The sequence below is a fragment of the Pseudomonas sp. B16120 genome, from assembly GCF_044218845.1.
Taxonomy (GTDB): domain Bacteria; phylum Pseudomonadota; class Gammaproteobacteria; order Pseudomonadales; family Pseudomonadaceae; genus Aquipseudomonas; species Aquipseudomonas paracarnis.
In genome coordinates, this window is sequence record NZ_CP162588.1 from 357413 (window position 1) to 380445 (window position 23033).

Sequence of the window (23033 nt, forward strand, 5' to 3'; positions counted from 1 at the left end):
TTGGGCCGTTTCCTTGGCAGGGTGCGGCCCTTTTTTTATTGGAAGGGTATAGCGTTAGTAAAGGAAAAGAATTCACACGTTTTTAAATGTTTCTGAGCGTGCAATTCATGACCGTATGATTATTCTGGCTGGCGCATGGAAAGTTTCGATAAATGGAGAATTTATAGAATGGTACGTTTTCCGATTCGTTTGGTAGATACATTCGTCAGCCCGCAACAACCGGTTTCTCAGCCCGATGAAAAAAAACCTGTCGCTTTTTCTGGGCCGTCCGATAGGCCTGGCCCACGGCATCCGTTAGGGCAAAGTTTATCTTTGAATCGCGCCGGTTATCAGCACATTAACGCACCCAATGCCGGGCCCAAGGTATTGAAGCCAAATCCTGTAATAGATGCTTATATCAGTACGCATGCGTCTGATTTTATGTCTCCTGAAAAAGAGATTGCCACTATTTTGTCCGCGAAGATAAAACAACAGTGGGGCATTGAAGTTGATCCTGATAAAACGTATCTGGTGACGTTCAAGGATAATGGCGATGACGAAAAGGATGTTGTGGAAAAAATAACGCTGACCCAGGCGGCTTTGAAAAACAGGCAAGATGTTACGATTGAAGATAATGAGGGCTGGTTTCGAAAAATCGCCAAATATTTTTCGCCGGCAGTGTATGTTTACAACAAAATTGACGGCTGGGTGCAGGAAGCAGGCAGTCGCCAAGCTATTTACCGGGAACCGAGTTCTCCGGGCTCTGCGCTCTACAGTGCGGCCACTGAGGTGCCCATTCCGGTTGAAGATTTCAAAGCCTTGGTCTGGGATACAGACCGCACCCAACTTTACAAGAATACGCTTGATGGATTTTGGGACAAACACAGCGCCTCGTATGCATCGTTGAGTAAAATATCCTTTGTTAAAGCGATCAATCTACAGCGTCTGGAAGGAACACTTGGACCGGTTGAGGCGGCACTCGCTCAGCGTGCGTTGGGGGCGGTTGCGCAAAAGGATTGGTCCGAGCTGACGGTTCAGGATTTTACCAAGCCTGCCGTCAAGGATCCGAATCTGGAGATCGGCTTGCTGAGCATCAATGGCTTGCAGTCGACCGACTTGATGTGTGTGACCGATCGGAAAACCCAGCTGACGTTGCTATACATCCCTGGCAATTCCTCACCCATTCATCGGTTCGATAATCCGCAGCAAATGAAAACGTGGCTGGCGGGGCAGGCGTCAGACCCCGTTAAGCGCGAATCGCTGCTGACGCACTTTTCTCTCAAGGATCAAGCTGACAAGTCGTTTTCAGACGGTGTACGTCAGTCTCTGGAAGGGATGGGAAATTGGTCGGACGCGCAGGCGTCGGGTAATGCTTTCCTTAAAGGGCTCAACGGCTGGGTGCCGGACCGGTTTATCACAGTGGATCAGCTGCAGGGCGACCCTTTCGAAGCAGTCAAGGTTCGACAAAAGGCCCGGTCTTATTCGGACGCGGATAATGCGATCGTCAGTGATGGGGACTACACCAAGAACAAAGTGCTGCAAGGGGTGGAAGAGGCCACCAAAGTCGCCATGTTCATGACGCCCCTGGCCCTGGTCATGCCGGAAGTCGCAATAGGCCTGGATGTTTTCTTCCTGGCAGCCGGGGGCGCCGAGGCCGGTATTGGTATTGATGATGCCATCAAAGGAAAATCGACCGGTGCGGACCGAATTGTTTTTGGGGTATTGAACGCTGCTCCGCCGTTAGCCACTCATGCGGGGGCGCCGCTGGCGAAAGTGATAACAGAAAGGTTTGCCAGCGGGGGCGTCGCAGCCGGAGCGGATGCTGCAGCCCAGGCCTCTACTCAAGTGACTGAACAAGGGCGCCCATTCTTCAATCCGCCACGGCGAATCAATGGGCAGATTGGTTATCCGATGAGCCCTGTTTCGCCCCCGAAACTCCATGAGGCGTTCACAGTCCCCATGGACGATGTCCATCAAATGGTCTCGAAAGACTACATGATTTTCGTCGATCGATACGGCACTAAAGTGACGTATGACGTAGAGGCCCGCCTATGGCGTGGGGTCAGCGAAAACGGTCGAGTGAATGACGTGTTTTATTGGCGTAAAGGCCAAGAAAACTGGATGAGTGGTACAAAAGCTGAAGCGATCGAAGGGAATAAAAATGCACCGGCTTCAATGATAAATAAGACATTGAAGTTACCGAGACTGCCATCGTTACCCTCCGGCGCCACTGAGGTGCCCAAGGTTATCCACTATTTTTGGGCTGGCAATGAGATGCCAGAGAACTTGCTCAACAATATTGTTGAGAACTCCAGGAAAAGTCCGGGCTATAAGTCGATCGTTCATGTAGATGCCAATAATGCGAGTGTTTTTCAAAAGATAAAGTCTGCATTGGATCACAAAGTAGGCGGTCTGGAAGTGCATGATTTGCAGGCAGATGAGGCTTTCAGGGAGCTGAAGGCTGGCAAGTATGGGGAAATGTATCAGTACTTTCGTGCCGGCCAAGGGCAAAATCTAGCGGCCTCATCGGATGTGATGCGCGTTGCATTGCTTAAGAAGTACGGTGGAATATATCTGGATGCGGACGATACACTGACTTTCAATGTGGGAAACGTCACGTTGAAAGCCACACCGAACGATATCCTGATGAATTCGCCAGTGACTTATGAACCAGCAGACTTCAGTGGTTTCAATACCAGTAATTTCGCCAGTCATGCCGATAATCCTTTGCTGGATGAAATCCTGGAAGAGGCCTATGAGCGCTATAAGGCCAATGAGGAGTGGTTGAAAAGTAATCGTGCTTTCCTGAGTGACAGTTCGACAGCCGCCGAACAGCACGCTTATAAAGAATACGAGAAGAAAATTTTTGAAATCACCGGGCCGAAAATGTTTGGGGATGTATTGGCACAAAAGGAGTATGGGTTTTTCGCGGTAGTTGAAGAGGTGACAGAACTGTTGAACGCTTGTCTTTTACTTCCCAAGGACTATGGTGCCAACTATATGAGCGCGCGAGATTATTACATGCCGATGAATCATAAGTTCGGGGTCTCCATTGGCTCAGAGCAGTCTATGCATCATTCTCGCTGATTGGTAAAACAAACCTGGTGTCGATTGCAGTCGCTGAGGAGCGGGTTTATCCGCCTCAGCGACTGGCTTCAGTGACGGCGATCGCCTTGGATGAGGATAACGTGACCTGATGTCGGAAATGCAATTTGGTTATTAATAAATTCCTTTTTATTCCTTATTTGATTGTTGGGTCGCCCCTATACTGGTCAGCAACGTTAAACGCTGCAGGAGGGCACACCCATGCACAGCGAGTCGATTCGTTATCTGATCGTGCCGGGCTGGCAAGGATCGCCAGAAGATCATTGGCAAACCCATTGGCAGAACAGCCTGCCCAACAGCGCCCGCGTGGAACAGGCCGATTGGCTGACACCGCGTCGCGAGGATTGGGTCGCCGCACTGGCCGAGGCCATCGCTGCCGACAGCACGCCGGTCATCCTGATCGCTCATAGCTTGGGTTGCATCACCGTGGCCCACTGGGCCGCCACTGCCCCCGTGCACTTCTTGCGGCAGGTACGCGGCGCGTTGCTGGTGGCACCGGCGGATGTCGAGCGCCCTGCGTGTGCCCCTGCACTGCGCAATTTCGCACCTATTCCAACTGACCTGCTGCCATTTCCCAGCCAGGTGGTCAGCTCCGACAACGACAGTGCCGTGAGCGCCCCCAGGGCTCTGGAACTGGCGCGTCAGTGGGGCGCCGAAGCCGGCATCTTGGCGGGCGCCGGGCATATCAATGTGAAGTCCGGCCACCGCCGCTGGGAGCAAGGGTTTGCTTACCTCTACCGCCTGCAACATCGCCTCGAGCACCATGCTCGGCGCAGCGCCTAATATTTTTTCAACGCCCCGTCCCTGTGTGGATTGGGGCGGGAGCCTGCCATGAGTCTGCATGAAACCTTCGGCCAGCCGCTGCTGACCTTTCCAGATGCTGAAAAAAGCCCGTTGAGCATCCGCGCCAAGGCGCTGGTGTTCGTCGACCCACGCTCACGCCAACTGCGTGAAGAGTTGGAAAGCCTTGCGCCACGCGCCTTACCCGTATTGATTCGAGGAGAAACCGGCAGCGGTAAAGAGTTGCTGGCGCGGCACATCCACCGTGGCAGTGACCGTACAGGCCTGTTTGTCTCGGTCAACTGTGGTGCCATCAGCCCCACCTATGCGGATGCCGAGTTGTTTGGCTATGCCGCCGGCAGTCACAGTGGCGCGGCGAGCAGCCGCGCGGGCTGGTTTGGCTCGGCCAATGGCGGCACCTTGTACCTGGATGAAATTGGTGACTTGCCGCTGCCGATCCAGGTGAAATTGCTCGCGGCCCTGGAAAACCACGAAGTCACCCGCGTCGGTGCCCACCAGCCCAGCCCGGTGGATGTGCGCCTGGTGGCCGCGACCAGCATCGACCTGGCCCAGGCCGTGGCCGTGGGCAAGTTTCATGAGCGTCTGTTCCATTATTTGAGTGAGGGCCGGTTGGACCTGCCGGCGTTGCGCGAGCGGGTGGGGGATATCTTGTCTCTGGCCGAATATTTCCTCGGCATCTACAGCCAGCGCCTGGACCTTCCGGTGCCACTGATCAGCGACGCCGCCCAGCAGGTGCTGGAACACCACACGTGGCCGGGCAATACGCGAGAATTGGAAAACGTCATTCACTTTGCCTTGCTGGTGAGCAGCGGCGATGAAATCTTGCCCGAGCATTTGAACCTACCGACGGCAGGCTCACCGCTGGAGCAAGTACGACGAATTTTGGCCAGCGCCAGCCCGGCCGAGACGGAATCGGTGCGTAAATTCCTGTATGAACAAAATGGAATATCAACGTGAATAAAAGATATTGTTCGGGAATAAAAAATCTAGGTATTGTCCCTTCCACGCCGCGATAGCACTTCGCTGGCACCTCACATAAAAACGGTCGTTAGAAGGACATTGCATGAAAAAGGTTCTGTTGTTTACCGCTCTGGCGGCTGCCCTGACTGCTGGCTTTGCCCAGGCCAACGAGAAACTGGTGGTGGCCGCTACGCCGATCCCGCACGCCGAAATCCTCGAGCTGATCAAGCCGACCCTGGCCAAGGAAGGTGTGGACCTGCAGATCAAAGTCTTTACCGACTACGTACAGCCGAACGTGCAGGTCGCTGAGAAACGCCTGGACGCCAACTATTTCCAGACCCTGCCGTACCTGGAAAACTTCAACAAGGGCAAGGGCACCAACCTGATTACCGTGGTGGGCGTGCACGTTGAACCCTTCGGCGGCTATTCGAAAAAGATCAAGAAAATCGAAGATCTGAAAGACGGCGCCACCGTGGCTATCCCGAACGAAGGCTCCAACAGCGGCCGCGCTTTGTTGTTGCTGCAAAAGGCTGGTGTGATCACCCTCAAAGACCCGACAAACGCCCTGGCCACGCCGAAAGACATCGCCAGCAACCCGAAGAACCTGAAGTTCAAAGAGCTGGAATCGGCCCTGCTGCCACGGGTGCTGGACCAGGTTGACCTCGACCTGATCAACACCAACTACGCCCTGGAAGCTGGCCTGAACCCGGCCAAAGACGCGCTGATCATCGAAGACGCCAAGTCGCCGTACGTGAACTTCCTGGTGGCGCGCCCGGACAACAAGGACAGCGATGCTATCCAGAAGTTGGCCAAGGCCCTGACCAGCCCGGAAGTCAAAGCTTTCATCGAGAAGAAGTACAACGGCGCGGTGGTGCCAGCGTTCTGATGTAAGCCAAAACCCCCTTCAAGGTTTCAACGCCGACGGCTACTCCAGCGTCGGCGTTTTTTTATCTGAAATACAGTCAAAACTGTGGGAGCTGGCTTGCTCGTTCCCACGCTCCGCGTGGGAACGTCTCCTGTGACGCTCTGCGTCACGACTTTAGAGCGGACGCAGAGCGTCCTGGGCTGCCTTCCCACGCAGAGCGTGGGAACGATCGACAGCTCCCACAGAGGTTAGGTTTTTGGGTGATATCAATATGCTATTTCGGTATTTAAACTTTGATTTTTATACCTTTAAAGTTCGCGCTAGCTGACGTTATCCACGTCGGCACGGACTGCGCTCGCGGCATTACCCATGCGGCGATATGGACTGCACATGACCTTCGATTTCGCTTTTATCCTCAGCACCCTGCCGGCGTTTCTCAAGGCCGTGGGTGTGACGCTGCAAGTCGGCCTGATCGCCATTGCCACGTCCTTGCTGGTGGCGCTGATCAACGCTGCGCTGCTGGTGTTTCGTACGCCTTACCTGTCGCGCCTGGTGGCGCTCTATGTGGAGCTGGCGCGTAACACGCCGCTGTTGATCCAACTGTTCTTCGTCTACTTCGCGCTGCCGGCCCTGGGTTTCAATATTTCCGGGTTCTGGGCGGCGATCATCACCATGACCTTTCTGGGCGGCGCCTACCTCACCGAGGTGCTGCGCGCCGGTGTGGAAGCGGTGCCGCAAGCGCAAATCGAGTCGGGCAAGTCCATTGGCCTGTCCGACTGGCAACTGTTGCGCCATGTGATCCTGCCCCAGGCCGGCATCCTCAGCCTGCCGGCGCTGTTCGCCAACTTCATTTTTCTGCTCAAGGAAACCACCGTGGTGTCGGCGGTGGCGGTGCCGGAGATTCTCTATACCACCAAGAGCTATATCGCCCTCTACTATAAAACCTACGAAATGCTCGCTGTGCTGACGCTGATTTGCGTGCTGTTGTTCTTGCCGTTGTCGCTGTTGCTCAGCCGCCTGGAAAGGAGGCTCCAACATGGCCAGTTCGGGTCTTGAGTTGCTCTGGGTGTCGTTGCCGCAACTGGGCAAGGGCGCTGCGCAAACCCTGTCAATTTCGTTTTTGAGCATCGCCTTCAGTACGGTTGGCGGCGTGCTCTACGGCGTGCTGCGCACTTTGAATAACAAGGCGATCAACGGCGTGTTGCGGGTCTACCTGGAACTGTTCCGCGCCATTCCGGTGCTGGTGTGGTTGTACCTGCTGTTTTTTGGCGTGCCGATCTTCTTCGGCCTGAGCATCCCGAGTTTCTGGTGCGCGGTGCTGGTGCTGTCGTTGTGGGGCGCCAGCGAGGTGGGCGAAGTGGTGCGTGGCGCGCTGCATTCGCTGCCCCGTGGCCAACGCGAAGCAGGCTTGTCGATTGGCCTGTCCGGCCCACAGTTGTACGGCTACGTACTGCTGCCCCAGGCCCTCAAGCGCATGACGCCGCCGACCATCAACGTGTACACGCGCATCATCAAGACCAGCTCCCTGGCGGTGCTGATCGGCGTGGTGGATGTGATCAAGGTTGGCCAGCAAATCATCGAGCGCACCTACGAGTCGGTATTGATCTACGGTGCGCTGTTCCTGTTTTTCTTCTTTATCTGCTACCCGTTGTCGGCCGCCTCCAAGCTGCTGGAACGGCGCTGGGCCCAAGCATGAGTGCATTGATCGAGTTCCAGGGTTTCAACAAATTCTTCGGCGAGGCGCAGGTGCTCAAGGGCATCGACCTGAGCGTGCAGCGCGGCGAAGTGGTGGTGATCTTAGGCCCCAGCGGCTGTGGCAAAAGCACCCTGTTGCGCTGCCTCAATGGGCTGGAAGTCGCGCACAGCGGCAGCCTGCGCTTTGCTGGCAAAGAGCTGCTGGATAAAACCACCGACTGGCGCCAGGTACGCCAGGACATTGGCATGGTGTTCCAGAGCTACCACCTGTTCCCGCACATGAGCGTGCTCGACAACATCCTGCTCGGCCCGCTGAAAGTGCAAAAGCGCGACCCGCGTGAAGCCCGTGAGCAGGCGGAAAAATTGCTGGAGCGCGTGGGCCTTGCCGACAAGCGCGACGCCTTCCCACGCCAGCTTTCCGGTGGCCAGCAACAACGCATCGCCATCGTCCGCTCGTTGTGCATGAACCCTCAGGTCATGCTGTTTGACGAAGTCACCGCGGCCCTCGACCCGGAGATGGTCAAGGAAGTGCTGGAAGTGATCCAGGACTTGGCCCGCGATGGCATGACCCTGCTGATCGTCACCCACGAAATGGCCTTCGCCCGCGCCGTCGCCGACCGCGTGGTGTTCATGGAGACCGGTCGCATCCTCGAACACAACACCCCCGAGGCATTCTTTACGAACCCGCAGACCGCACGCGCGCAGCAGTTCCTGGAGAAGTTCTCCTTTGTTTCAACATTGCCCAAAAAGATCAAGGAACTGGAGCTGATATGAAAAAGTTACTGCTGCCACTGTTTGCCGTCGCCTTGCTGGCCGGCTGCGATAAAAAGGCCGAAGAGCCGGTAAAACCTGCGGCTGTGAGCTACATCGACAAAATCAAAGCGCGGGACAAGCTGATTGTCGGCGTGTTTACCGATAAACCGCCATTCGGCTTTGTGGACGAAGCGGGTCGTTATGTCGGCTTCGATACCGACATCGGCCGGCAATTCGCCAAGGACCTGCTGGGCGATGAAAACAAGGTGGAGTTTGTCGCCGTGGAACCGGCCAGCCGCATTCCCTTCCTGCAAAGCGACAAGGTCGACCTGATTCTCGCCAACATGACCGTGACGCCTGAACGCAAGGAAGCAGTGGACTTCACCAACCCCAACCTGAAAGTGGCGGTGCAGGCTCTGGTGCCGAATGACAGCGCCGTCAAAAGCCTGGATGACCTGGCAACCCGCACGACCATCGTCACCACCGGCACCACGGCGGATATCTGGCTGACCAAGAACCATCCGGACTGGAAGCTGCTCAAGTTCGAGAAGAACTCCGAGTCGCTGCAGGCGCTGTCGGCTGGCCGTGGGGATGCCTATGCGCAAGACAACCTGGTGCTGTTCAGTTGGGCCAAGCAGAACCCTGGCTACCGCGTGCTGGAAGAGAAGCTCGGTGATGAAGCACCCATTGCCCCGGCGGTGAAGAAGGGCAATATCGAGCTGCGTGACTGGGTGAACGCTGAGCTGGCGAAGTTGGGGGAGGAGAAATTCCTGCTCAAGCTTTATGACCAATATGTGCGTAAAGAGCTGAGCGATGACACCAAGCCTGAGAGTGTGATTGTTGAAGGCGGTAAGTGGCAGGGCTGAGATAGCTATCGCAGGCAAGCCAGCTCCCACCTTTGAATGTATTCACACATCAAAATGTGGGAGGGGGCTTGCCCCCGGTGAGGCCAGTGCAGTCACCGCCTACTCCGGCCAATGCCAGGCCGGCGCATCCAGCATCCCTTGCCCCACAATTCGCGTTTCCCCCAACACCTTCTCCAACACAATCGAGTTACACCCCTCATCCTGCTGCAACGCCGCAATCAAGCGGCTGGCATGGCTCACCACCCATACCTGGCACTGCTTCGACGCCTGGATAATCAAGCGGGCCAGTGCCGGCAACAGGTCCGGATGCAAGCTGGTCTCCGGCTCGTTCAGCACCATCATGGTCGGTGGCCGAGGGGTCAGCAGCGCGGCGATCAGCAGCAGGTAGCGCAGGGTGCCGTCCGACAGCTCCGCCGCCGACAACGGTCGCAGCAAGCCTTCCTGATAGAACTCGATGGCAAAGCGTCCGCCCTGCAACGGTTCAATGTGCAGACGCGCGCCCGGGAATGCATCGCTCACGGCGCGTTGCAGCGCCTCGGGATCGCCAATCTCGCGGATGGTCTGCAACGCGGCCGCCAGATCGCGGCCGTCGTGGTGCAACACCGGCGTGCGCGTGCCCAACTGTGGCTGGCGCACTGGCGCGTCCACGTCGCTGCGAAAGTGATCGTAAAAGCGCCAGCCACGAATGCTTTCACGCAACAGCAGCACTTCCGGCGAGCCACGCAGGCTGCCGACCTGATCGAACAGGCTGTGGTAGTTCGGTGTGTGATGCGCCAGCACATCCCACGCACGGCCTTCGCGGGCACGCACCATCGGCCCTGAGCGCTGCACCAGCAGGCTGGCCGGACGGTAGACGTGGCCGGCCCAGATGCACTCCTTTTTTACTTCGGGGTCCAGTTTGAAGGCCGAGAGGGTTTTTTCGGGTAAGCCCAAAGAGATCGCGTAGCTGAAATCCTCTGCGGCAAACCCCAGGCGCAGGCGTTTGACGCCCTGGCGCACAGTAGATTCGACCGGTACTTCGCCATTGCGCATGCGCCGGCTGATGGTTTCCGGCCCGGCCCAGAAGGTCGAATCCAGCCCGCCTTCGCGGGCCAGCGCATTGATCACCCCGCCCTGGGCGGTTTCGGCCAATAGGCGCAGGGCGCGATACAGGTTGGATTTGCCGCTGCCATTGGGCCCGGTCACCAGGTTCAGCCGGTCCAGGGGCACCACCAATTTGTTGATCGAGCGGTAATTGGCCACCGCGAGGGTTTTAAGCATGTGTAATTAGTCAGCATGGGAACCATTGGAGTATGGGATCCTCCATGCAGATAAGGAACCCTGATCTAAGCTCACAGTCGCATACACACTTGAACGTCGGCATCACGCAAAAGGAGCCTGCATGGGCGGTCGCACCTCGACATTTATTTTCAGCCTTGGCCTCCTGGCGCTGCTCAGCGGCTGTGGCCAGGACAAAGCCGAGCCCAAGCAGCATTCGCGGGTATTCGTGCAAACCGTGCAGTCAGCGGATTTTGCCGCGGCGGTCACGCTGACCGGCGATATCCAGGCGCGCGTGCAAACCGATCTGTCCTTTCGCGTGGGTGGCAAGATCATCCAGCGCATGGTTGACGTAGGCGACCGCGTCACGGCCAGGCAAGTCTTGGCCAAGCTCGACCCCAAGGACCTGCAAACCAACGTCGATTCGGCCCAGGCCCAGGTTGTGGCCGAGCAGGCGCGGGTCAAGCAGACCGCCGCCGCCTTCGTGCGCCAGGAAAAACTCTTGCCCAAAGGCTATACCAGCCGCAGCGAATACGACGCCGCCCAGGCCGCGCTGCGCAGCAGTCAAAGTGCCCTGGCCGCTGCCCAGGCGCAGTTGGCCAATGCACGCGAACAGTTGGGCTACACCGCGTTGATCGCCGATGCCCCGGGGATCATCACGGCGCGCCAGGCCGAAGTCGGCCAAGTGGTACAAGCCACCGTGCCGATCTTCAGCCTGGCCCGCGATGGCGAGCGTGACGCCGTGTTCAACGTGTATGAGTCCCTGCTGGTGGAGCCGCCCCCCGACGCGCCGATTACGGTGAGCCTGCTGGACAACCCGAGCATCAAGGCCGTGGGCAAAGTCCGCGAAGTCACGCCCGCCGTGGCCGCCAATACCGGCACCGTCCAAGTGAAGATCGCCCTGCAAAGCCTGCCCAAGGGTATGGAGCTGGGGTCGGTGGTGAGTGCCACCGCCAATGGCCCGGCCAAGGCGAGCATCGAGCTGCCTTGGTCGGCCCTGACCAAAGACCTCAGCGAGCCGGCCGTGTGGCTGGTGGACGGTGAAGGCAAGGTGCAGTTGCACAAGGTCACCGTGGCGCGCTACCTCACCGGCAAAGTGATCATCGGCGAGGGTCTCAAAGGCGGTGAAAAAGTCGTGATAGCCGGTGGGCAATTGCTGCACCCCGGCATGGTCGTCGAGATCGCCCAACCCGGAGCGCAGCCATGAAGCAATTGACGCTCATTGTCGCCGCCAGCCTGTTGCTGATGGCCTGCTCCAAGGAAGAGGCGCCGCCCGAACCCTTACGCCCGGTGCTGTCCATGGAAGTGAGGGCCGAAGACCAGGAAAACCTGGGTCGTTTCGCCGGCACCATCCAGGCCCGCTATGAAAGCAACCTGGGTTTCCGTGTGCCCGGCCGCATCGCCCGTCGCGCCGTGGATGTCGGCGCCGAGGTGGAGAAGGGCGCCTTGCTCGCCGTGCTTGACCCCACCGACCAGCAGAACCAATTACGCGCTGCCCAGGGCGACCTGGCGCGCGTACAGGCGCAGTTCATCAACGCCCAGGCCAACGCTCGGCGGCAACAGGAACTGTTCAACCGTGGCGTCGGCGCCCAGGCTCAGCTGGATGTGGCCCAGACCGACCTGAAAACCACCCAGGCGACCCTTGACCAGGCCCGTGCCTCGGTCAACCAGGCCAAGGACCAACTCAACTACGCCGAACTGCGCACCGACCATGCCGGCATCGTCACTGCCTGGAACGCTGAGGCCGGCCAAGTGGTCAGCGCCGGCCAGCAGGTGGTGACCCTGGCCCGTCCGGACATCAAGGAAGCGGTGATCGACCTGCCCGCCGGCCTGGCTGAACGCTTGCCTGCCGATGTGGTGTTCCTGGTCGCCGGGCAACTGGACCCCAGCGTGCACACCACCGCCGTGGTGCGTGAGATCGAGCCTCAGGCCCAAAGCGCCACGCGCACCCGTCGCGCACGCCTGAGCCTGGCCGAAACCCCGCCCGCGTTCCGCCTGGGCACGGCAATCAGCGTGACGTTGAGCACCGCCATCGCCCCGCGTATCGAACTGCCCCTGAGCGCCTTGCAGGAAGTGGACGGCAAGACCCGTATCTGGCTGCTCGACACCCAGAGCCAGACCGTGCAACCCCGCGAGGTCACGGTTATCAGCCGTGATACCCGCAGCGCCTTGCTCAATGGCAGCGTCAAACCCGGCGAGCGCATTGTCACCGCCGGCGTGAACAGCCTGAAACCTGGGCAAAAAGTCAAAATCGACGAGGACAGCCCGCGATGAAAGGGAGCTTCAACTTATCCGACTGGGCCCTCAAGCATCAGTCCTTCGTCTGGTACCTGATGTTCGTCGCACTGCTGATGGGCGTGTTCTCGTACATGAACCTGGGCCGTGAAGAAGACCCGTCGTTCACCATCAAGACCATGGTGATCCAGACCCGCTGGCCGGGCGCGACCCAGGAAGAAACCCTCAAGCAGGTCACCGACCGTATCGAGAAAAAACTCGAGGAACTCGACTCTCTCGACTATGTGAAAAGCTACACCCGGCCCGGCGAGTCCACGGTGTTCGTGTTCCTCAAGGACACCACCAGTGCCAAGGCCATCCCGGAGATCTGGTACCAGGTCCGCAAAAAGATCGATGACATTCGTGGGACCTTCCCCCAGGGCTTGCAGGGGCCATCGTTCAACGATGAGTTCGGTGACGTGTTCGGCTCGGTGTATGCCTTTACCGGCGATGGCCTGTCGATGCGCCAGTTGCGTGACTACGTGGAACAGGTGCGCGCCGAAATCCGCTCGGTGCCAGGGCTGGGCAAGGTCGAGATGATCGGCCAGCAGGACGAAGTGATTTACCTGAATTTCTCCACGCGCAAACTCGCGGCCCTGGGGATTGATCAGCGCCAGGTCGTACAAAGCCTGCAATCGCAAAACGCCGTGACCCCCGCCGGGGTGATCGAGGCCGGGCCGGAACGCATCTCCGTGCGCACCTCCGGGCAGTTCGCCTCGGAGAAAGACCTGGCCAACGTCAACCTGCGCCTCAATGACCGTTTCTACCGGCTGGCGGATATTGCCGACATCAGCCGTGGTTATGTGGACCCGGCGCGGCCGATGTTTCGCTTCAACGGCAAACCGGCGATTGGCTTGGCCATCGCCATGCAGAAGGGCGGCAATATCCAGTCGTTCGGTAAGGCCCTGCACGGGCGCATGGACGAGCTGACCGCCGACCTGCCGGTGGGCGTCGGCGTGCACAAGGTGTCCGACCAGGCCGAAGTGGTGGAAGAGGCGGTCGGCGGCTTCACCAGCGCATTGTTCGAGGCGGTGATCATCGTGCTGGTGGTGAGCTTTATCAGCCTCGGCATGCGCGCCGGGTTGGTGGTGGCGTGCTCGATTCCGTTGGTGCTGGCGCTGGTATTCGTGTTCATGGAATACAGCGGCATCACCATGCAGCGCGTGTCGCTGGGCGCGTTGATCATCGCCCTCGGCCTGCTGGTGGATGACGCGATGATCACCGTGGAGATGATGATCACGCGCCTGGAAAAAGGCGAAACCAAGGAACAGGCGGCGACTTACGCCTATACCTCCACGGCGTTCCCGATGCTCACCGGCACGCTGGTGACCGTGGCCGGTTTCGTACCGATTGGCCTCAACGCCAGTTCGGCAGGCGAGTACACCTTTACCCTGTTCGCGGTGATTGCCGTGGCGATGCTGGTGTCGTGGGTCGTGGCGGTGCTGTTTGCGCCGGTGATCGGCGTGCATATTCTCAGCGCCAATGTGAAACCGCATAACGCCGAGCCAGGGCGCATTGGCCGTGCCTTCAATGGCGGCATGCTGTGGGCCATGCGCAACCGCTGGTGGGCGATTGGCATCACCGTGGCGCTGTTCGTGGCCTCGGTATTTTCCATGCAATTTGTGCAGAACCAGTTCTTCCCGTCGTCGGACCGTCCGGAAATTCTCGTCGACCTGAACCTGCCGCAAAACGCCTCGATCAACGAGACGCGCAAGGCGGTAGACCGCCTCGAAGCGATCATCAAGGACGACCCGGATATCGCCCGTTGGAGCACCTACATCGGCCAGGGCGCGATTCGTTTCTACCTGCCGCTGGACCAGCAGTTGGAAAACCCCTACTACGCGCAGCTGGTGATTGTGAGCAAGGGCCTGGAAGAGCGTGGCGCCCTGATCGCTCGATTGCAGAAACGCTTGCGCGATGATTTTGTCGGTATCGGCAGCTACGTGCAGCCGCTGGAAATGGGCCCGCCGGTCGGGCGGCCGATCCAGTACCGCGTCTCTGGTAAAGACACCGACCAGGTGCGCAAGCACGCCATTGAACTGGCGACCTTGCTGGATCAGAACACCCACCTGGGCGAGATCATCTACGACTGGAACGAGCCGGGCAAAGTGCTGCGCGTCGACATCGCCCAGGACAAGGCGCGGCAACTGGGGCTTTCGTCGGAAGACGTGGCGCAGTTGATGAACAGCGTGGTCAGCGGCGCGGCGGTGACCCAGGTGCACGACGATATCTACCTGATCAACGTGGTCGGCCGCGCCGAGGACGCCGAGCGCGGTACGCCGGAAACCTTGCAGAACCTGCAGATCGTTACGCCCAATGGCACCTCGATTCCATTGCTGGCCTTTGCCACGGTGCGTTACGAACTGGAGCAGCCGCTGGTGTGGCGTCGTGACCGCAAGCCGACGATTACCATCAAGGCCGCGGTGCGCGATGAGATGCAGCCGACCGACCTGGTCAAGCAGTTGGCGCCGACCATCGAGAAATTCAACGAAGGCTTGCCGGTGGGCTACAAAGTCGCCACCGGCGGTACCGTGGAAGAAAGTGGCAAGGCCCAGGGCCCGATTGCCAGCGTGGTGCCGTTGATGTTGTTCCTGATGGCCACGTTCCTGATGATTCAGTTGCACAGCGTGCAGAAGATGTTCCTGGTGGCCAGCGTTGCGCCACTGGGGCTGATCGGCGTGGTGCTGGCGTTGATCCCCACGGGCACGCCCATGGGCTTTGTGGCGATCCTGGGGATCCTGGCGCTGATCGGCATCATCATCCGCAACTCGGTGATTCTGGTCACACAGATCCACGAGTACGAAGAGGCCGGCTACACGCCGTGGGACGCGGTGGTGGAAGCGACCGAACACCGGCGTCGGCCGATTCTGCTGACGGCCGCCGCCGCGAGCCTGGGCATGATCCCGATTGCGCGGGAAGTGTTCTGGGGGCCGATGGCCTACGCGATGATTGGCGGGATCATCATTGCGACGTTGCTGACGTTGCTGTTTCTGCCGGCGCTGTATGTGGCCTGGTACAAGATCCGCGAGCCGAAACACGAACGTCAGCCACAACAGGATTAACACTGAGAGAGGGGGCTGCCGGTTAAGCGCAAACCCCCTGTGGGAGCGGGCTTGCCCGCGAAGGCGGTGTATCAGTCGCTGCATCTGTGACTCAACTGTCGCTTTCGCAGGCAAGCCAGCTCCCACATTTGGATCTTCATTCTAGTTGAGACTGTGTGAAGTTTCTGAAAAATCCCCATGTCGTCCTGGCTCGCTACTGCATGTTGTACCCTCTGGTCCTCATTCCAAACCCAGGTCGATCCTCATGCAGTGCCTGCGTTTCACCTTGCTGTTTTGCGCGTTGCTCCTTGCACCGTCTGCCTTCGCCGCCACCGTACTGGAAAATGCCTTGTGGCGCGTCGAACTCGACCCCGCCACCCTGGCGCTGCGCGTGACACCCGCAGGCCAGGCTTCGGTGCAGGCGTCCAGCGGTGTGGCCTCGCATGCCGTCAGCCAATTGCAGAACACGCCTGATCAAGCCACTTGGCAATGGGACAACGGCGCCTATCGCCTGACCGCCCGCCTGCAACAGCGCGACCTGGCCTTGACCATCAACGCCCGCGAGCCCGGTGAGCTGGCCCTGCTGCGTCAGCCTGCCGAGGCCATGGGGCGAGGGTTGATCTGGCCCTTGGCCGAGGGGCATTACGTGCCTGCCGGCAATGCCATCTGGAAGACGTTTCTGCTGGAGCGGGGCGAGTTCAATACCACCCAAGACCTGAGCCTGCCGCTGTGGGGCGTGGATCACGGTGGCTTCACCTTGAGCTGGCTGTTGACCAACCCCTACAACAACCGCCTGCAATGGCAAGCCGACGGCAACGGCCTGGCGCTCTGCGCGGCCCATGAATTCACCTCGCTGGCGCCTGATGCGCCGATGACGCTGCGGCTGTACCTGGGCGATGCCGACCCATTGGCTGGTGCCAAGCGCTACCGCCAGTGGCTGGTGGAGCAGGGCCGCTATGAGCCGTTGGCGGACAAACTGCGGCAAACACCCGAAGCCCAGAAACTGCTGGGCGCCAGCCATGTGTACCTCTGGGACAACGGCCTGCTGGCTTTGGGCGATGTGCGTGATTGGCCAAGACTGATCCAACGGCTGCGCAGCCATGAACTCAAGAGCCTGATGGACAAAGAGAGCGCACAGCTGCTGGCGCAGTCCGCTGCACTGAATCGCTATGAACAAACCGTGCTCCTGCGCGGCCTCAACGCGGCGATCAACACCAAGGCCCGGCAGGCCTGGCAAGTGCAAGAGCCAGATATGACCCGCCTTGCCGCCCGTTATGGTGAGCTGCGCAGTGAACTGGCCGTGGACTTTGCGGGAGCCTTGAGTGACAGCCCGCAGACCTGGGGCAGTAGCACCATTCAAACCCTGCGCGACGCCGGGCTGCAGCGTCTGCTGCTGACCTTGGGCGAAGGTTGGGAGGGTGGCCTCTGGCATCCCGAAGCGATTCGCGCGGGGGTGGAAGCCGGTTTTCTGATGGCGCCTTACGACTCCTACGAAACGGCCCTGTCCTCCACCGAAAACCCCGATTGGACCACTGCCCACCTGGGCGCCAAGGCCTACCGCGACTGCGCGATCGTGTTGAAAGACGGCAAGCTGAAAACCGGTTTCCAGAAGTCCGGCCACTACACGGATCCACGTTGTGTGCGGCCGCTGCTGGAGGCACGGGTGAAGGCAGTACACGCCAAGGCTGGCTTCAATGCCTGGTTTCTCGATGCCTACGCCACCAGCATGTTGTTCGACAGCTATCGCAGCAACGCCAGCATGACTCAGGCACAAAACGCCGAAGGCAATATCGATGCTTCCCGCTGGATCAACACCGTGCCGAAGCTGGTCACAGGCTCCGAAGACGGCAACGCGATCACTGCCCAAGGCATCCTGTTTGCCCACGGCATGCAGACCCCGGTGATCGGCTGGGGTGACCGCGAGATGACCCAGGACCCGCAGTCGCCGTACTTCGTAGGCAACTGGTACCCCACGGAGCAACCGGCGGTGTTCTTCAAATCGGTGCCGTTGAAGGAGCCGTTTCGCGCGCTGTATTTCGAACCGACGATGCGCGTGCCGTTGTATCAGGCGGTGTTCCATGGCTCGGTGATCACCACCCATCATTGGCTGTTCGACAGCCTCAAACTGAGCAATGTGCAGGGCGACAATGAGCTGACCCAACTGCTCTACAACGTGCCGCCGCTGTACCACCTCAGTGCGGCGACGCTCAAGGCGCGGCTGCCGATTATTCAGCGCCAGGACCGTTTTTTCCGGCCGTTGCACCAGCGCCTGGCAACCCAGGAAATGACGGATTTCCGCTGGCTGACGGTGGACAAGCAGCTGCAGCAAACCACCTTCGCAGACGGGACGCGGCTGGTGGCGAATTTCTCGGCGGTGGATAAACAGGGGTATGCCGGGCGCAGTGTGACGGTGCTTGTGGAGGGGGAGGAGCCGGTGGTGTATCAGGTGAAATAACGCTGCCCGTTACGGCGCCATCGCGGGCAAGCCCGGCTCCCACAGGGTAATGCATTCCAAAGGTGGGAGCCGGTGGTGTATCAGGTGAAATAACGCTGCCCGTTACGGCGTCATCGCGGGCAAGCCCGGCTCCCACAGGGTAATGCATTCCAAAGGTGGGAGCCGGTGGTGTATCAGGTGAAATAACGCTGCCCGTTACGGCGCCATCGCGGGCAAGCCCGGCTCCCACAAGGGAATGCATTCCAAAGGTGGGAGCCGGTGGTGTATCAGGTGAAATAACGCTGCCCGTTACGGCGTCATCGCGGGCAAGCCCGGCTCCCACAAGGGAATGCATTCCAAAGGTGGGAGCTGGCTTGCCTGCGATGAGGCAGGTACAGGCGATGCAGCACTAAATCTTACGCCATACACTCGCCAACCAAGGCTGCTGTTCCCGCGGCAACCCGGCCGGCCGGTAGTAGTGCTCCAACTCTTCAAACCCGGCTGCGGTCAGCAAGGCCCGCCAGGCCTGCAGATCGTGATAAGAGCCATACCGCGGCCCATTCCAGCCCTCCTGGTTCTCGCCCCGAGGGTTCGAGCTGAACAGCACGCCCCCAGGCTTCAACGCGCCGTGCAGCTCTTTGAGCACTCGGGGCAACTCCTGCTTGGGAATATGAAACAGCACCGCATTGGCAAACACGCCATCGAAGCGGTCGGCGGGCAGGTCCAGCTTGAAAAAGTCCTGCTGCAGCACCTCACAGCCGCTGTCTTCGCGGGCCATCTGCGCAAAACGTTCGGAGCCATCCAGGCCCACGGCGATATGCCCCATGCGCGTAAACGTCTGCAAATCCCGCCCTGGCCCACAGCCGAAATCCAGCACAGTGAACGGCGGCGTGCCCTGGATATGCCGCAGCAGCGCGTCGACGTTCTGGCTCACATCGTGATCGCGGGTGCCTTCACGGAAGTCTTCGGCCACCTTGTTGTAATGGCCCAGGGTGGTGGAGGTGATCTGGTTGAGGTCGTCGGGAGCAAGTTTCATGGCATGGCGCACGGCTGCGGCTGAGGTGGCTGGACTATACCCCGGCCCACTCTTGAGTTGAAAACCGTGTATCCGCTGTAGGGCACTTCACGGCAGTCGCAGTGCGCGCATCCGACAGACCGCCACGGGAAATTATGGGTAAGATTTGGCCCTCATTTGCAGAGGGTTATACATCCATGGAAGAGGAAAAACGTCCCACCGTTGGCAACCACACCGCGCCGAACAAGGTCGACCAATACGCCACGAGATTGAGCAATGGGCTGTTCTGGCTCAATGAGCGTGCCTGGCCGCTGACGGTGGGGATTCTCTCGGTGGCAGGCCTATACCTGTACCAGTACATCCAGATGGAAAAGGTGCCGCTGAGTATCTTGTCGGCGTCGGCGTTCACCGCATTGCCAGCGATGTTCGCCATGTTGGTATTTGTGATCGGCATGATGGGTGCATCGATCCTGGTGCCCACGTTCATCTTGTTCACACGCCTGAACGGCACAGGTGTGCGTCTGAGTGATCAACTCAATCTCAGCCCGCAGTCGCCGCAAGAGACGGCCCAGCACAGGAGGTTACTGGGACATTGGGCGGCCAGCCTGTTGGTGATGTTTGTGTTCTGGATGTCCGCCGTATACCTGTCCGTGAACGCCGAAAGTGGGTTTTTGCTGACGTTCAGTTGGATCGTAGCGATCATGGCGGCGGTAGTGGCCTATGTCGGCATCATCATTCGTGCGCGCCCCGCCCATGTTGCTCTGCGTGAGTTGTCCGGCGAGTTCTGGCTGGCCAGTGCTGGCGCCGGGGCCATTCAAATGGTGGTCATTCTGATGGTGACGGTGCCGGTCTCCCGCGCCTTCAGCGAGTACTCCGACAGCGCCGTGTTCTTTGCGCCGTTCATGGCCGCCGAAATGGCCGTGTTGTTCCTGATCCAGGGAAGTGCCGCCTGCCTGGTGGTGCGTATGCGCGTCCAGAAAAACCCGGTGGCGTTCGCCTCATTGGTGGCCTTTGCGCTCATCGTTTTACTCGGGCTGATCCCGGCGAGTGGGGCCAAGTTGGGCGGCCTGCCGCTGCAAGGATCCGCCTCGGGAGGGCGCGTTTGTACCTTGATGACCTGGACGGCGCAGGCCCAGGTTCCCGGCGCGCTGGTAGACGCCGACAACCCCAAGCGCAGCGTAAAACTGCGAGTGATGGCCGACTCGGATGGCAGCTATATCGTGCGGCCCTGGCAGGCCAAGGAAAAAACCATCACCTTCGTGCCCCGTGCCAGTGTTGCCCAACTGGATGAGTGCCCGTGACGTCAGCGCTTGTTCAACGCCCGCGCCAACCTATCCCCACTCAGTTGGATCACCGCCACCAGCACCACAAGCAACACAATCACGGTGAGCATGATCTGCGTATCGAAGCGCTGGTAGCCATAGCGGTAGGCAATATCGCCCAGGCCACCGGCGCCGATTGCTCCGGCCATGGCCGATGAATTGATCATGGTCACCAGGGTGATCGTGAAGCCGCCGACGATGCCGGGCAACGCCTCTGGCAACAGCACATGCCAGATGATGTGCCAACGGCGGCAACCCATGGCCTGCGCGGCTTCTATCAGGCCATGGTCGACCTCGCGCAGGCTCACTTCAGCGATGCGTGCAAAGAACGGCGTGGCGGCGATGGTCAGCGGTACCACTGCCGCCCAGACGCCATAGGTGGTGCCGACGATCAGGCGCGTGAACGGGATGAGCGCCACCATCAGGATCAGAAACGGAATGGAGCGGAACAGATTCACGAACGCTCCCAGCACGCGGTTAAGCGCCGGTGCCTGGTAGATGCCGCCCTTGTCACTGGTGACCAGGAACACCGCCAGCGGAATGCCCACCAGCAGCGCGATCAGCGATGACACCCCCACCATCAACAAGGTGTCGATGGCCCCCTGCACTAAACGATCAAACCACATAGCCCAGCACCTCCACCTGTTGTGCCCAGTTGGCCGCGCGTTTGCGCAGTTCTTCGGCGTTGTGCGGCGATCCATTCACCGCCAGCAGCAGTTGCCCCAAGGCATGCCCCTGGATGCGTTCCACGCCCCCTTGTAGTAAACGCACACGGCCGCCGAGGGCACTGAACAGCGCCGCGAGGTCTGGCTCCAGGGTGTCGCTGCCGGTGAACTGCAGGCGCAGCACCAGTGCGGCGTCGGCCGAGGCGGGCGTGGGTTGCAGGCGGCGTTGCAACTCTGGCGGCAAGCCGTGTTGCAGCGGTGCGAGCAGGGTCTTGCTGACCTCATGTTGCGGATCGCCAAACACCTGCCACACCGGGCCTTGCTCGACGATACGCCCGTGCTCCAGCACCACTACGCGGTGGCAGATGTCGCGGATCACCGCCATCTCATGGGTGATCAGCACGATGGTCAGGCCCAGGCGCTGGTTGATCTCGCGCAGCAGGCCGAGGATCGACTGGGTAGTTTCCGGGTCGAGGGCCGAGGTGGCTTCGTCGCACAGCAGAATCTCGGGGTCGTGCACCAGCGCGCGGGCGATGCCGACGCGCTGCTTTTGCCCGCCGGACAGCTGCGCCGGGTACGCCTTGTGTTTGTCTTGCAGGCCTACCAGCTCCAGCAGTTCATGCACCTTTCGCGCGCGTTGTGCCTGGGGCACACCGGCGACCTTGAGCGGCAACTCGACGTTCTGCCACACGGTCTTGGCCGACATCAGGTTGAAGTGCTGGAAGATCATGCCGATGCGTCGCCGCAGCGCCACCAGGTGGTCTTCATCGAAGCTGCCGATGTCCACCTGGTCGATCTGCACCCGTCCGCTGCTGGGTTGTTCCAGGCGATTGATAGTGCGGATCAGCGACGACTTGCCGGCGCCGCTGCGGCCGATGATGCCGAACACTTCGCCCCGCTGGATCGCCAGGTCAATGCCTTGCAGCGCATGCACCGTGCCGTCATAGGTTTTGCCCAGGTTGATGAACCGCACATGGGCGCGGTTCAAGTCCGGGTGCAGTTCAGTCTGTTCCGCGTGGCTGGGCGCAGGGGCCAGATCGTGCAATCGGGCGTTGGCGGCACTCATGGTTTAGCTTCCCAGCCAACCTGATAGAGCTTGCCGAGGGACTTGTCCAAGGCTGCACGCACCACTGGCGAGTGCTGGTAGATATCGACGAACTTGATCACCCGTGGGTCGGTTTTGCTCTTGGGCTGGATGACGAACTGAATCACGTATTCCGGATGATCGAGGCCGTCGAACAGCAGTGCCGACTCGGCATCGAAGGTCTTGGACAGGCGGATGTACGCCGGGTAGCCCTGCACCAGATCGGCGTCGTCATAGGCGCGCACCAGTTGCACCGCTTCCACTTGCAGGATCTTGATGTTTTTCGGGTTGGCGACGATGTCTTCTTCGGTGGCCTTGTAGCCCACACCCGGTTTGAGGGTGATCAGCCCGGCCTTGGCCAGCAGTTGCAGGCCGCGCCCGCTGTTGATCGGGTCGTTGGCAATCGCCACGCTGGCGCCTGCGGGCAGCTCGTTGAAGCTTTTGTATTTTTTCGAATACAGCCCGACGTTGTTGATGATGCCCGGCGCGTACGGCACCAGGTCAAACCCGGCGGCGGCCTTGGCGTTCTCCAGGAAGGGAATGTGCTGAAAGTAGTTCACGTCGATATCGCCGGCGGCGAGGCTGACGTTGGGCGCGATCCAGTCGGTGAACTCCACCAGTTCGACCTTCAGGCCCTGCTTGCCGGCCTCTTCTACGGCGGCTTCCAGCGGAATGGCGAAGGCGGCGGTGGTGCCGATTTTCAGCGGGGCGTCGGCGGCGAATACCGCCGAGCTGAATAAGCCGAAGGCCAGGGCCAGTGCTTTGACTGGGTTGTTTAAGAATGTCTTTTTCATAGTGGTTTTCCAGTCATAAGGTCTTAGGTAGCGAGATCGTTCCCACGCTCCGCGTGGTAATGCAGCCAGGGACGCTCCGCGTCCCCAAAGCGAACGCAGAGCGTCCAAGAGGCATTCCCCCGC

18 protein-coding genes are annotated in these 23033 nt (G+C 59.7%); 13 read left to right on the forward strand and 5 right to left on the reverse strand.

The window, feature by feature from the left end; genetic code table 11:
* Positions 1 to 135: 135 nt before the first annotated feature.
* The 8 genes from AB4P90_RS02040 (at position 136) to AB4P90_RS02075 (ending at position 9024) form a co-directional block, all read left to right on the forward strand.
* Complete coding sequence (locus tag AB4P90_RS02040) at positions 136 to 3066, forward strand: glycosyltransferase family 32 protein (RefSeq protein WP_234451973.1); 2931 nt, start codon at positions 136 to 138, stop codon at positions 3064 to 3066.
* A gap of 219 nt (positions 3067 to 3285) precedes the next feature.
* Complete coding sequence (locus AB4P90_RS02045) at positions 3286 to 3867, forward strand: alpha/beta hydrolase (RefSeq protein ID WP_014716442.1); 582 nt, start codon at positions 3286 to 3288, stop codon at positions 3865 to 3867.
* 48 nt (positions 3868 to 3915) lie between these two features.
* Positions 3916 to 4842: a sigma 54-interacting transcriptional regulator gene (locus AB4P90_RS02050; protein ID WP_014716443.1), complete on the forward strand. Its 927-nt coding sequence runs from the start codon at positions 3916 to 3918 to the stop codon at positions 4840 to 4842.
* Between the two features lie 106 nt (positions 4843 to 4948).
* Positions 4949 to 5731 carry a MetQ/NlpA family ABC transporter substrate-binding protein gene (locus tag AB4P90_RS02055; RefSeq protein ID WP_003187613.1) on the forward strand — a complete coding sequence of 261 codons (783 nt, stop codon included), beginning with the start codon at positions 4949 to 4951 and terminating at the stop codon, positions 5729 to 5731.
* Between the two features lie 369 nt (positions 5732 to 6100).
* Entirely contained in the window at positions 6101 to 6766 is a 666-nt protein-coding gene (locus tag AB4P90_RS02060) for an amino acid ABC transporter permease (RefSeq protein ID WP_014716444.1), read from the forward strand.
* Positions 6747 to 7406 carry an amino acid ABC transporter permease gene (locus tag AB4P90_RS02065; RefSeq protein ID WP_201913867.1) on the forward strand — a complete coding sequence of 220 codons (660 nt, stop codon included), beginning with the start codon at positions 6747 to 6749 and terminating at the stop codon, positions 7404 to 7406. Before AB4P90_RS02060 ends, AB4P90_RS02065 begins: the two co-directional genes overlap by 20 nt.
* Positions 7403 to 8179, forward strand: a complete 777-nt coding sequence (locus AB4P90_RS02070) for an amino acid ABC transporter ATP-binding protein (protein ID WP_395605608.1) — start codon at positions 7403 to 7405, stop codon at positions 8177 to 8179. Before AB4P90_RS02065 ends, AB4P90_RS02070 begins: the two co-directional genes overlap by 4 nt.
* Positions 8176 to 9024 carry a transporter substrate-binding domain-containing protein gene (locus AB4P90_RS02075; RefSeq protein WP_020302225.1) on the forward strand — a complete coding sequence of 283 codons (849 nt, stop codon included), beginning with the start codon at positions 8176 to 8178 and terminating at the stop codon, positions 9022 to 9024. Before AB4P90_RS02070 ends, AB4P90_RS02075 begins: the two co-directional genes overlap by 4 nt.
* 99 nt (positions 9025 to 9123) lie before the next feature.
* Here AB4P90_RS02075 and AB4P90_RS02080 read toward each other — a convergent pair whose 3' ends face one another.
* Positions 9124 to 10284: an AAA family ATPase gene (locus AB4P90_RS02080; RefSeq protein WP_020302226.1), complete on the reverse strand. Its 1161-nt coding sequence runs from the start codon at positions 10282 to 10284 to the stop codon at positions 9124 to 9126.
* A gap of 121 nt (positions 10285 to 10405) precedes the next feature.
* Here AB4P90_RS02080 and AB4P90_RS02085 point away from each other — a divergent pair, with 121 nt between their 5' ends.
* The 4 genes from AB4P90_RS02085 to AB4P90_RS02100 all read left to right on the forward strand — a co-directional run bounded on the left by AB4P90_RS02085 (position 10406) and on the right by AB4P90_RS02100 (position 18051).
* Positions 10406 to 11488, forward strand: coding sequence for an efflux RND transporter periplasmic adaptor subunit (locus AB4P90_RS02085; RefSeq protein ID WP_014716449.1), 1083 nt, complete (start codon positions 10406 to 10408; stop codon positions 11486 to 11488).
* Positions 11485 to 12555, forward strand: a complete 1071-nt coding sequence (locus AB4P90_RS02090) for an efflux RND transporter periplasmic adaptor subunit (protein ID WP_395605609.1) — start codon at positions 11485 to 11487, stop codon at positions 12553 to 12555. Before AB4P90_RS02085 ends, AB4P90_RS02090 begins: the two co-directional genes overlap by 4 nt.
* Entirely contained in the window at positions 12552 to 15617 is a 3066-nt protein-coding gene (locus AB4P90_RS02095) for an efflux RND transporter permease subunit (RefSeq protein WP_201491911.1), read from the forward strand. Before AB4P90_RS02090 ends, AB4P90_RS02095 begins: the two co-directional genes overlap by 4 nt.
* Positions 15618 to 15861: 244 nt before the next feature.
* On the forward strand, positions 15862 to 18051 hold the full coding sequence (locus tag AB4P90_RS02100; RefSeq protein WP_395605610.1) for a glycoside hydrolase: 2190 nt from the start codon (positions 15862 to 15864) through the stop codon (positions 18049 to 18051).
* Between the two features lie 388 nt (positions 18052 to 18439).
* Here AB4P90_RS02100 and AB4P90_RS02105 read toward each other — a convergent pair whose 3' ends face one another.
* Positions 18440 to 19066 carry a class I SAM-dependent methyltransferase gene (locus AB4P90_RS02105; RefSeq protein ID WP_395605611.1) on the reverse strand — a complete coding sequence of 209 codons (627 nt, stop codon included), beginning with the start codon at positions 19064 to 19066 and terminating at the stop codon, positions 18440 to 18442.
* Between the two features lie 176 nt (positions 19067 to 19242).
* Between AB4P90_RS02105 and AB4P90_RS02110 the strand changes: the two genes are divergently transcribed.
* Positions 19243 to 20346, forward strand: coding sequence for a hypothetical protein (locus AB4P90_RS02110; protein ID WP_339232128.1), 1104 nt, complete (start codon positions 19243 to 19245; stop codon positions 20344 to 20346).
* Positions 20347 to 20348: 2 nt separating this feature from the next.
* Here AB4P90_RS02110 and AB4P90_RS02115 read toward each other — a convergent pair whose 3' ends face one another.
* Genes AB4P90_RS02115 through AB4P90_RS02125 form a run of 3 tightly spaced genes read right to left on the reverse strand, consistent with a single transcriptional unit; the run spans position 20349 to position 22910 of the window.
* Complete coding sequence (locus tag AB4P90_RS02115) at positions 20349 to 20993, reverse strand: methionine ABC transporter permease (RefSeq protein WP_320748956.1); 645 nt, start codon at positions 20991 to 20993, stop codon at positions 20349 to 20351.
* Positions 20983 to 22098, reverse strand: coding sequence for a methionine ABC transporter ATP-binding protein (locus AB4P90_RS02120; RefSeq protein ID WP_395605612.1), 1116 nt, complete (start codon positions 22096 to 22098; stop codon positions 20983 to 20985). The genes AB4P90_RS02115 and AB4P90_RS02120 overlap by 11 nt, the downstream gene beginning before the upstream one ends.
* Positions 22095 to 22910, reverse strand: coding sequence for a MetQ/NlpA family ABC transporter substrate-binding protein (locus AB4P90_RS02125; protein ID WP_038448479.1), 816 nt, complete (start codon positions 22908 to 22910; stop codon positions 22095 to 22097). The genes AB4P90_RS02120 and AB4P90_RS02125 overlap by 4 nt, the downstream gene beginning before the upstream one ends.
* Positions 22911 to 23033 lie beyond the last annotated feature (123 nt).

What these genes read in the sequence shown, in the direction of transcription:
- AB4P90_RS02065 (WP_201913867.1), top strand. Translation starts at nt 6,747, where the DNA reads ATGGCCAGTTCGGGTCTTGAGTTGCTCTGGGTGTCGTTGCCGCAACTG.
- AB4P90_RS02045 (WP_014716442.1), top strand. Translation starts at nt 3,286, where the DNA reads ATGCACAGCGAGTCGATTCGTTATCTGATCGTGCCGGGCTGGCAAGGA.
- AB4P90_RS02040 (WP_234451973.1), top strand. Translation starts at nt 136, where the DNA reads ATGGAAAGTTTCGATAAATGGAGAATTTATAGAATGGTACGTTTTCCG.
- AB4P90_RS02060 (WP_014716444.1), top strand. Translation starts at nt 6,101, where the DNA reads ATGACCTTCGATTTCGCTTTTATCCTCAGCACCCTGCCGGCGTTTCTC.
- AB4P90_RS02095 (WP_201491911.1), top strand. Translation starts at nt 12,552, where the DNA reads ATGAAAGGGAGCTTCAACTTATCCGACTGGGCCCTCAAGCATCAGTCC.
- AB4P90_RS02125 (WP_038448479.1), bottom strand. Translation starts at nt 22,910, where the DNA reads ATGAAAAAGACATTCTTAAACAACCCAGTCAAAGCACTGGCCCTGGCC.
- AB4P90_RS02085 (WP_014716449.1), top strand. Translation starts at nt 10,406, where the DNA reads ATGGGCGGTCGCACCTCGACATTTATTTTCAGCCTTGGCCTCCTGGCG.
- AB4P90_RS02100 (WP_395605610.1), top strand. Translation starts at nt 15,862, where the DNA reads ATGCAGTGCCTGCGTTTCACCTTGCTGTTTTGCGCGTTGCTCCTTGCA.
- AB4P90_RS02115 (WP_320748956.1), bottom strand. Translation starts at nt 20,993, where the DNA reads ATGTGGTTTGATCGTTTAGTGCAGGGGGCCATCGACACCTTGTTGATG.
- AB4P90_RS02105 (WP_395605611.1), bottom strand. Translation starts at nt 19,066, where the DNA reads ATGAAACTTGCTCCCGACGACCTCAACCAGATCACCTCCACCACCCTG.
- AB4P90_RS02110 (WP_339232128.1), top strand. Translation starts at nt 19,243, where the DNA reads ATGGAAGAGGAAAAACGTCCCACCGTTGGCAACCACACCGCGCCGAAC.
- AB4P90_RS02120 (WP_395605612.1), bottom strand. Translation starts at nt 22,098, where the DNA reads ATGAGTGCCGCCAACGCCCGATTGCACGATCTGGCCCCTGCGCCCAGC.
- AB4P90_RS02055 (WP_003187613.1), top strand. Translation starts at nt 4,949, where the DNA reads ATGAAAAAGGTTCTGTTGTTTACCGCTCTGGCGGCTGCCCTGACTGCT.
- AB4P90_RS02050 (WP_014716443.1), top strand. Translation starts at nt 3,916, where the DNA reads ATGAGTCTGCATGAAACCTTCGGCCAGCCGCTGCTGACCTTTCCAGAT.
- AB4P90_RS02080 (WP_020302226.1), bottom strand. Translation starts at nt 10,284, where the DNA reads ATGCTTAAAACCCTCGCGGTGGCCAATTACCGCTCGATCAACAAATTG.
- AB4P90_RS02070 (WP_395605608.1), top strand. Translation starts at nt 7,403, where the DNA reads ATGAGTGCATTGATCGAGTTCCAGGGTTTCAACAAATTCTTCGGCGAG.
- AB4P90_RS02090 (WP_395605609.1), top strand. Translation starts at nt 11,485, where the DNA reads ATGAAGCAATTGACGCTCATTGTCGCCGCCAGCCTGTTGCTGATGGCC.
- AB4P90_RS02075 (WP_020302225.1), top strand. Translation starts at nt 8,176, where the DNA reads ATGAAAAAGTTACTGCTGCCACTGTTTGCCGTCGCCTTGCTGGCCGGC.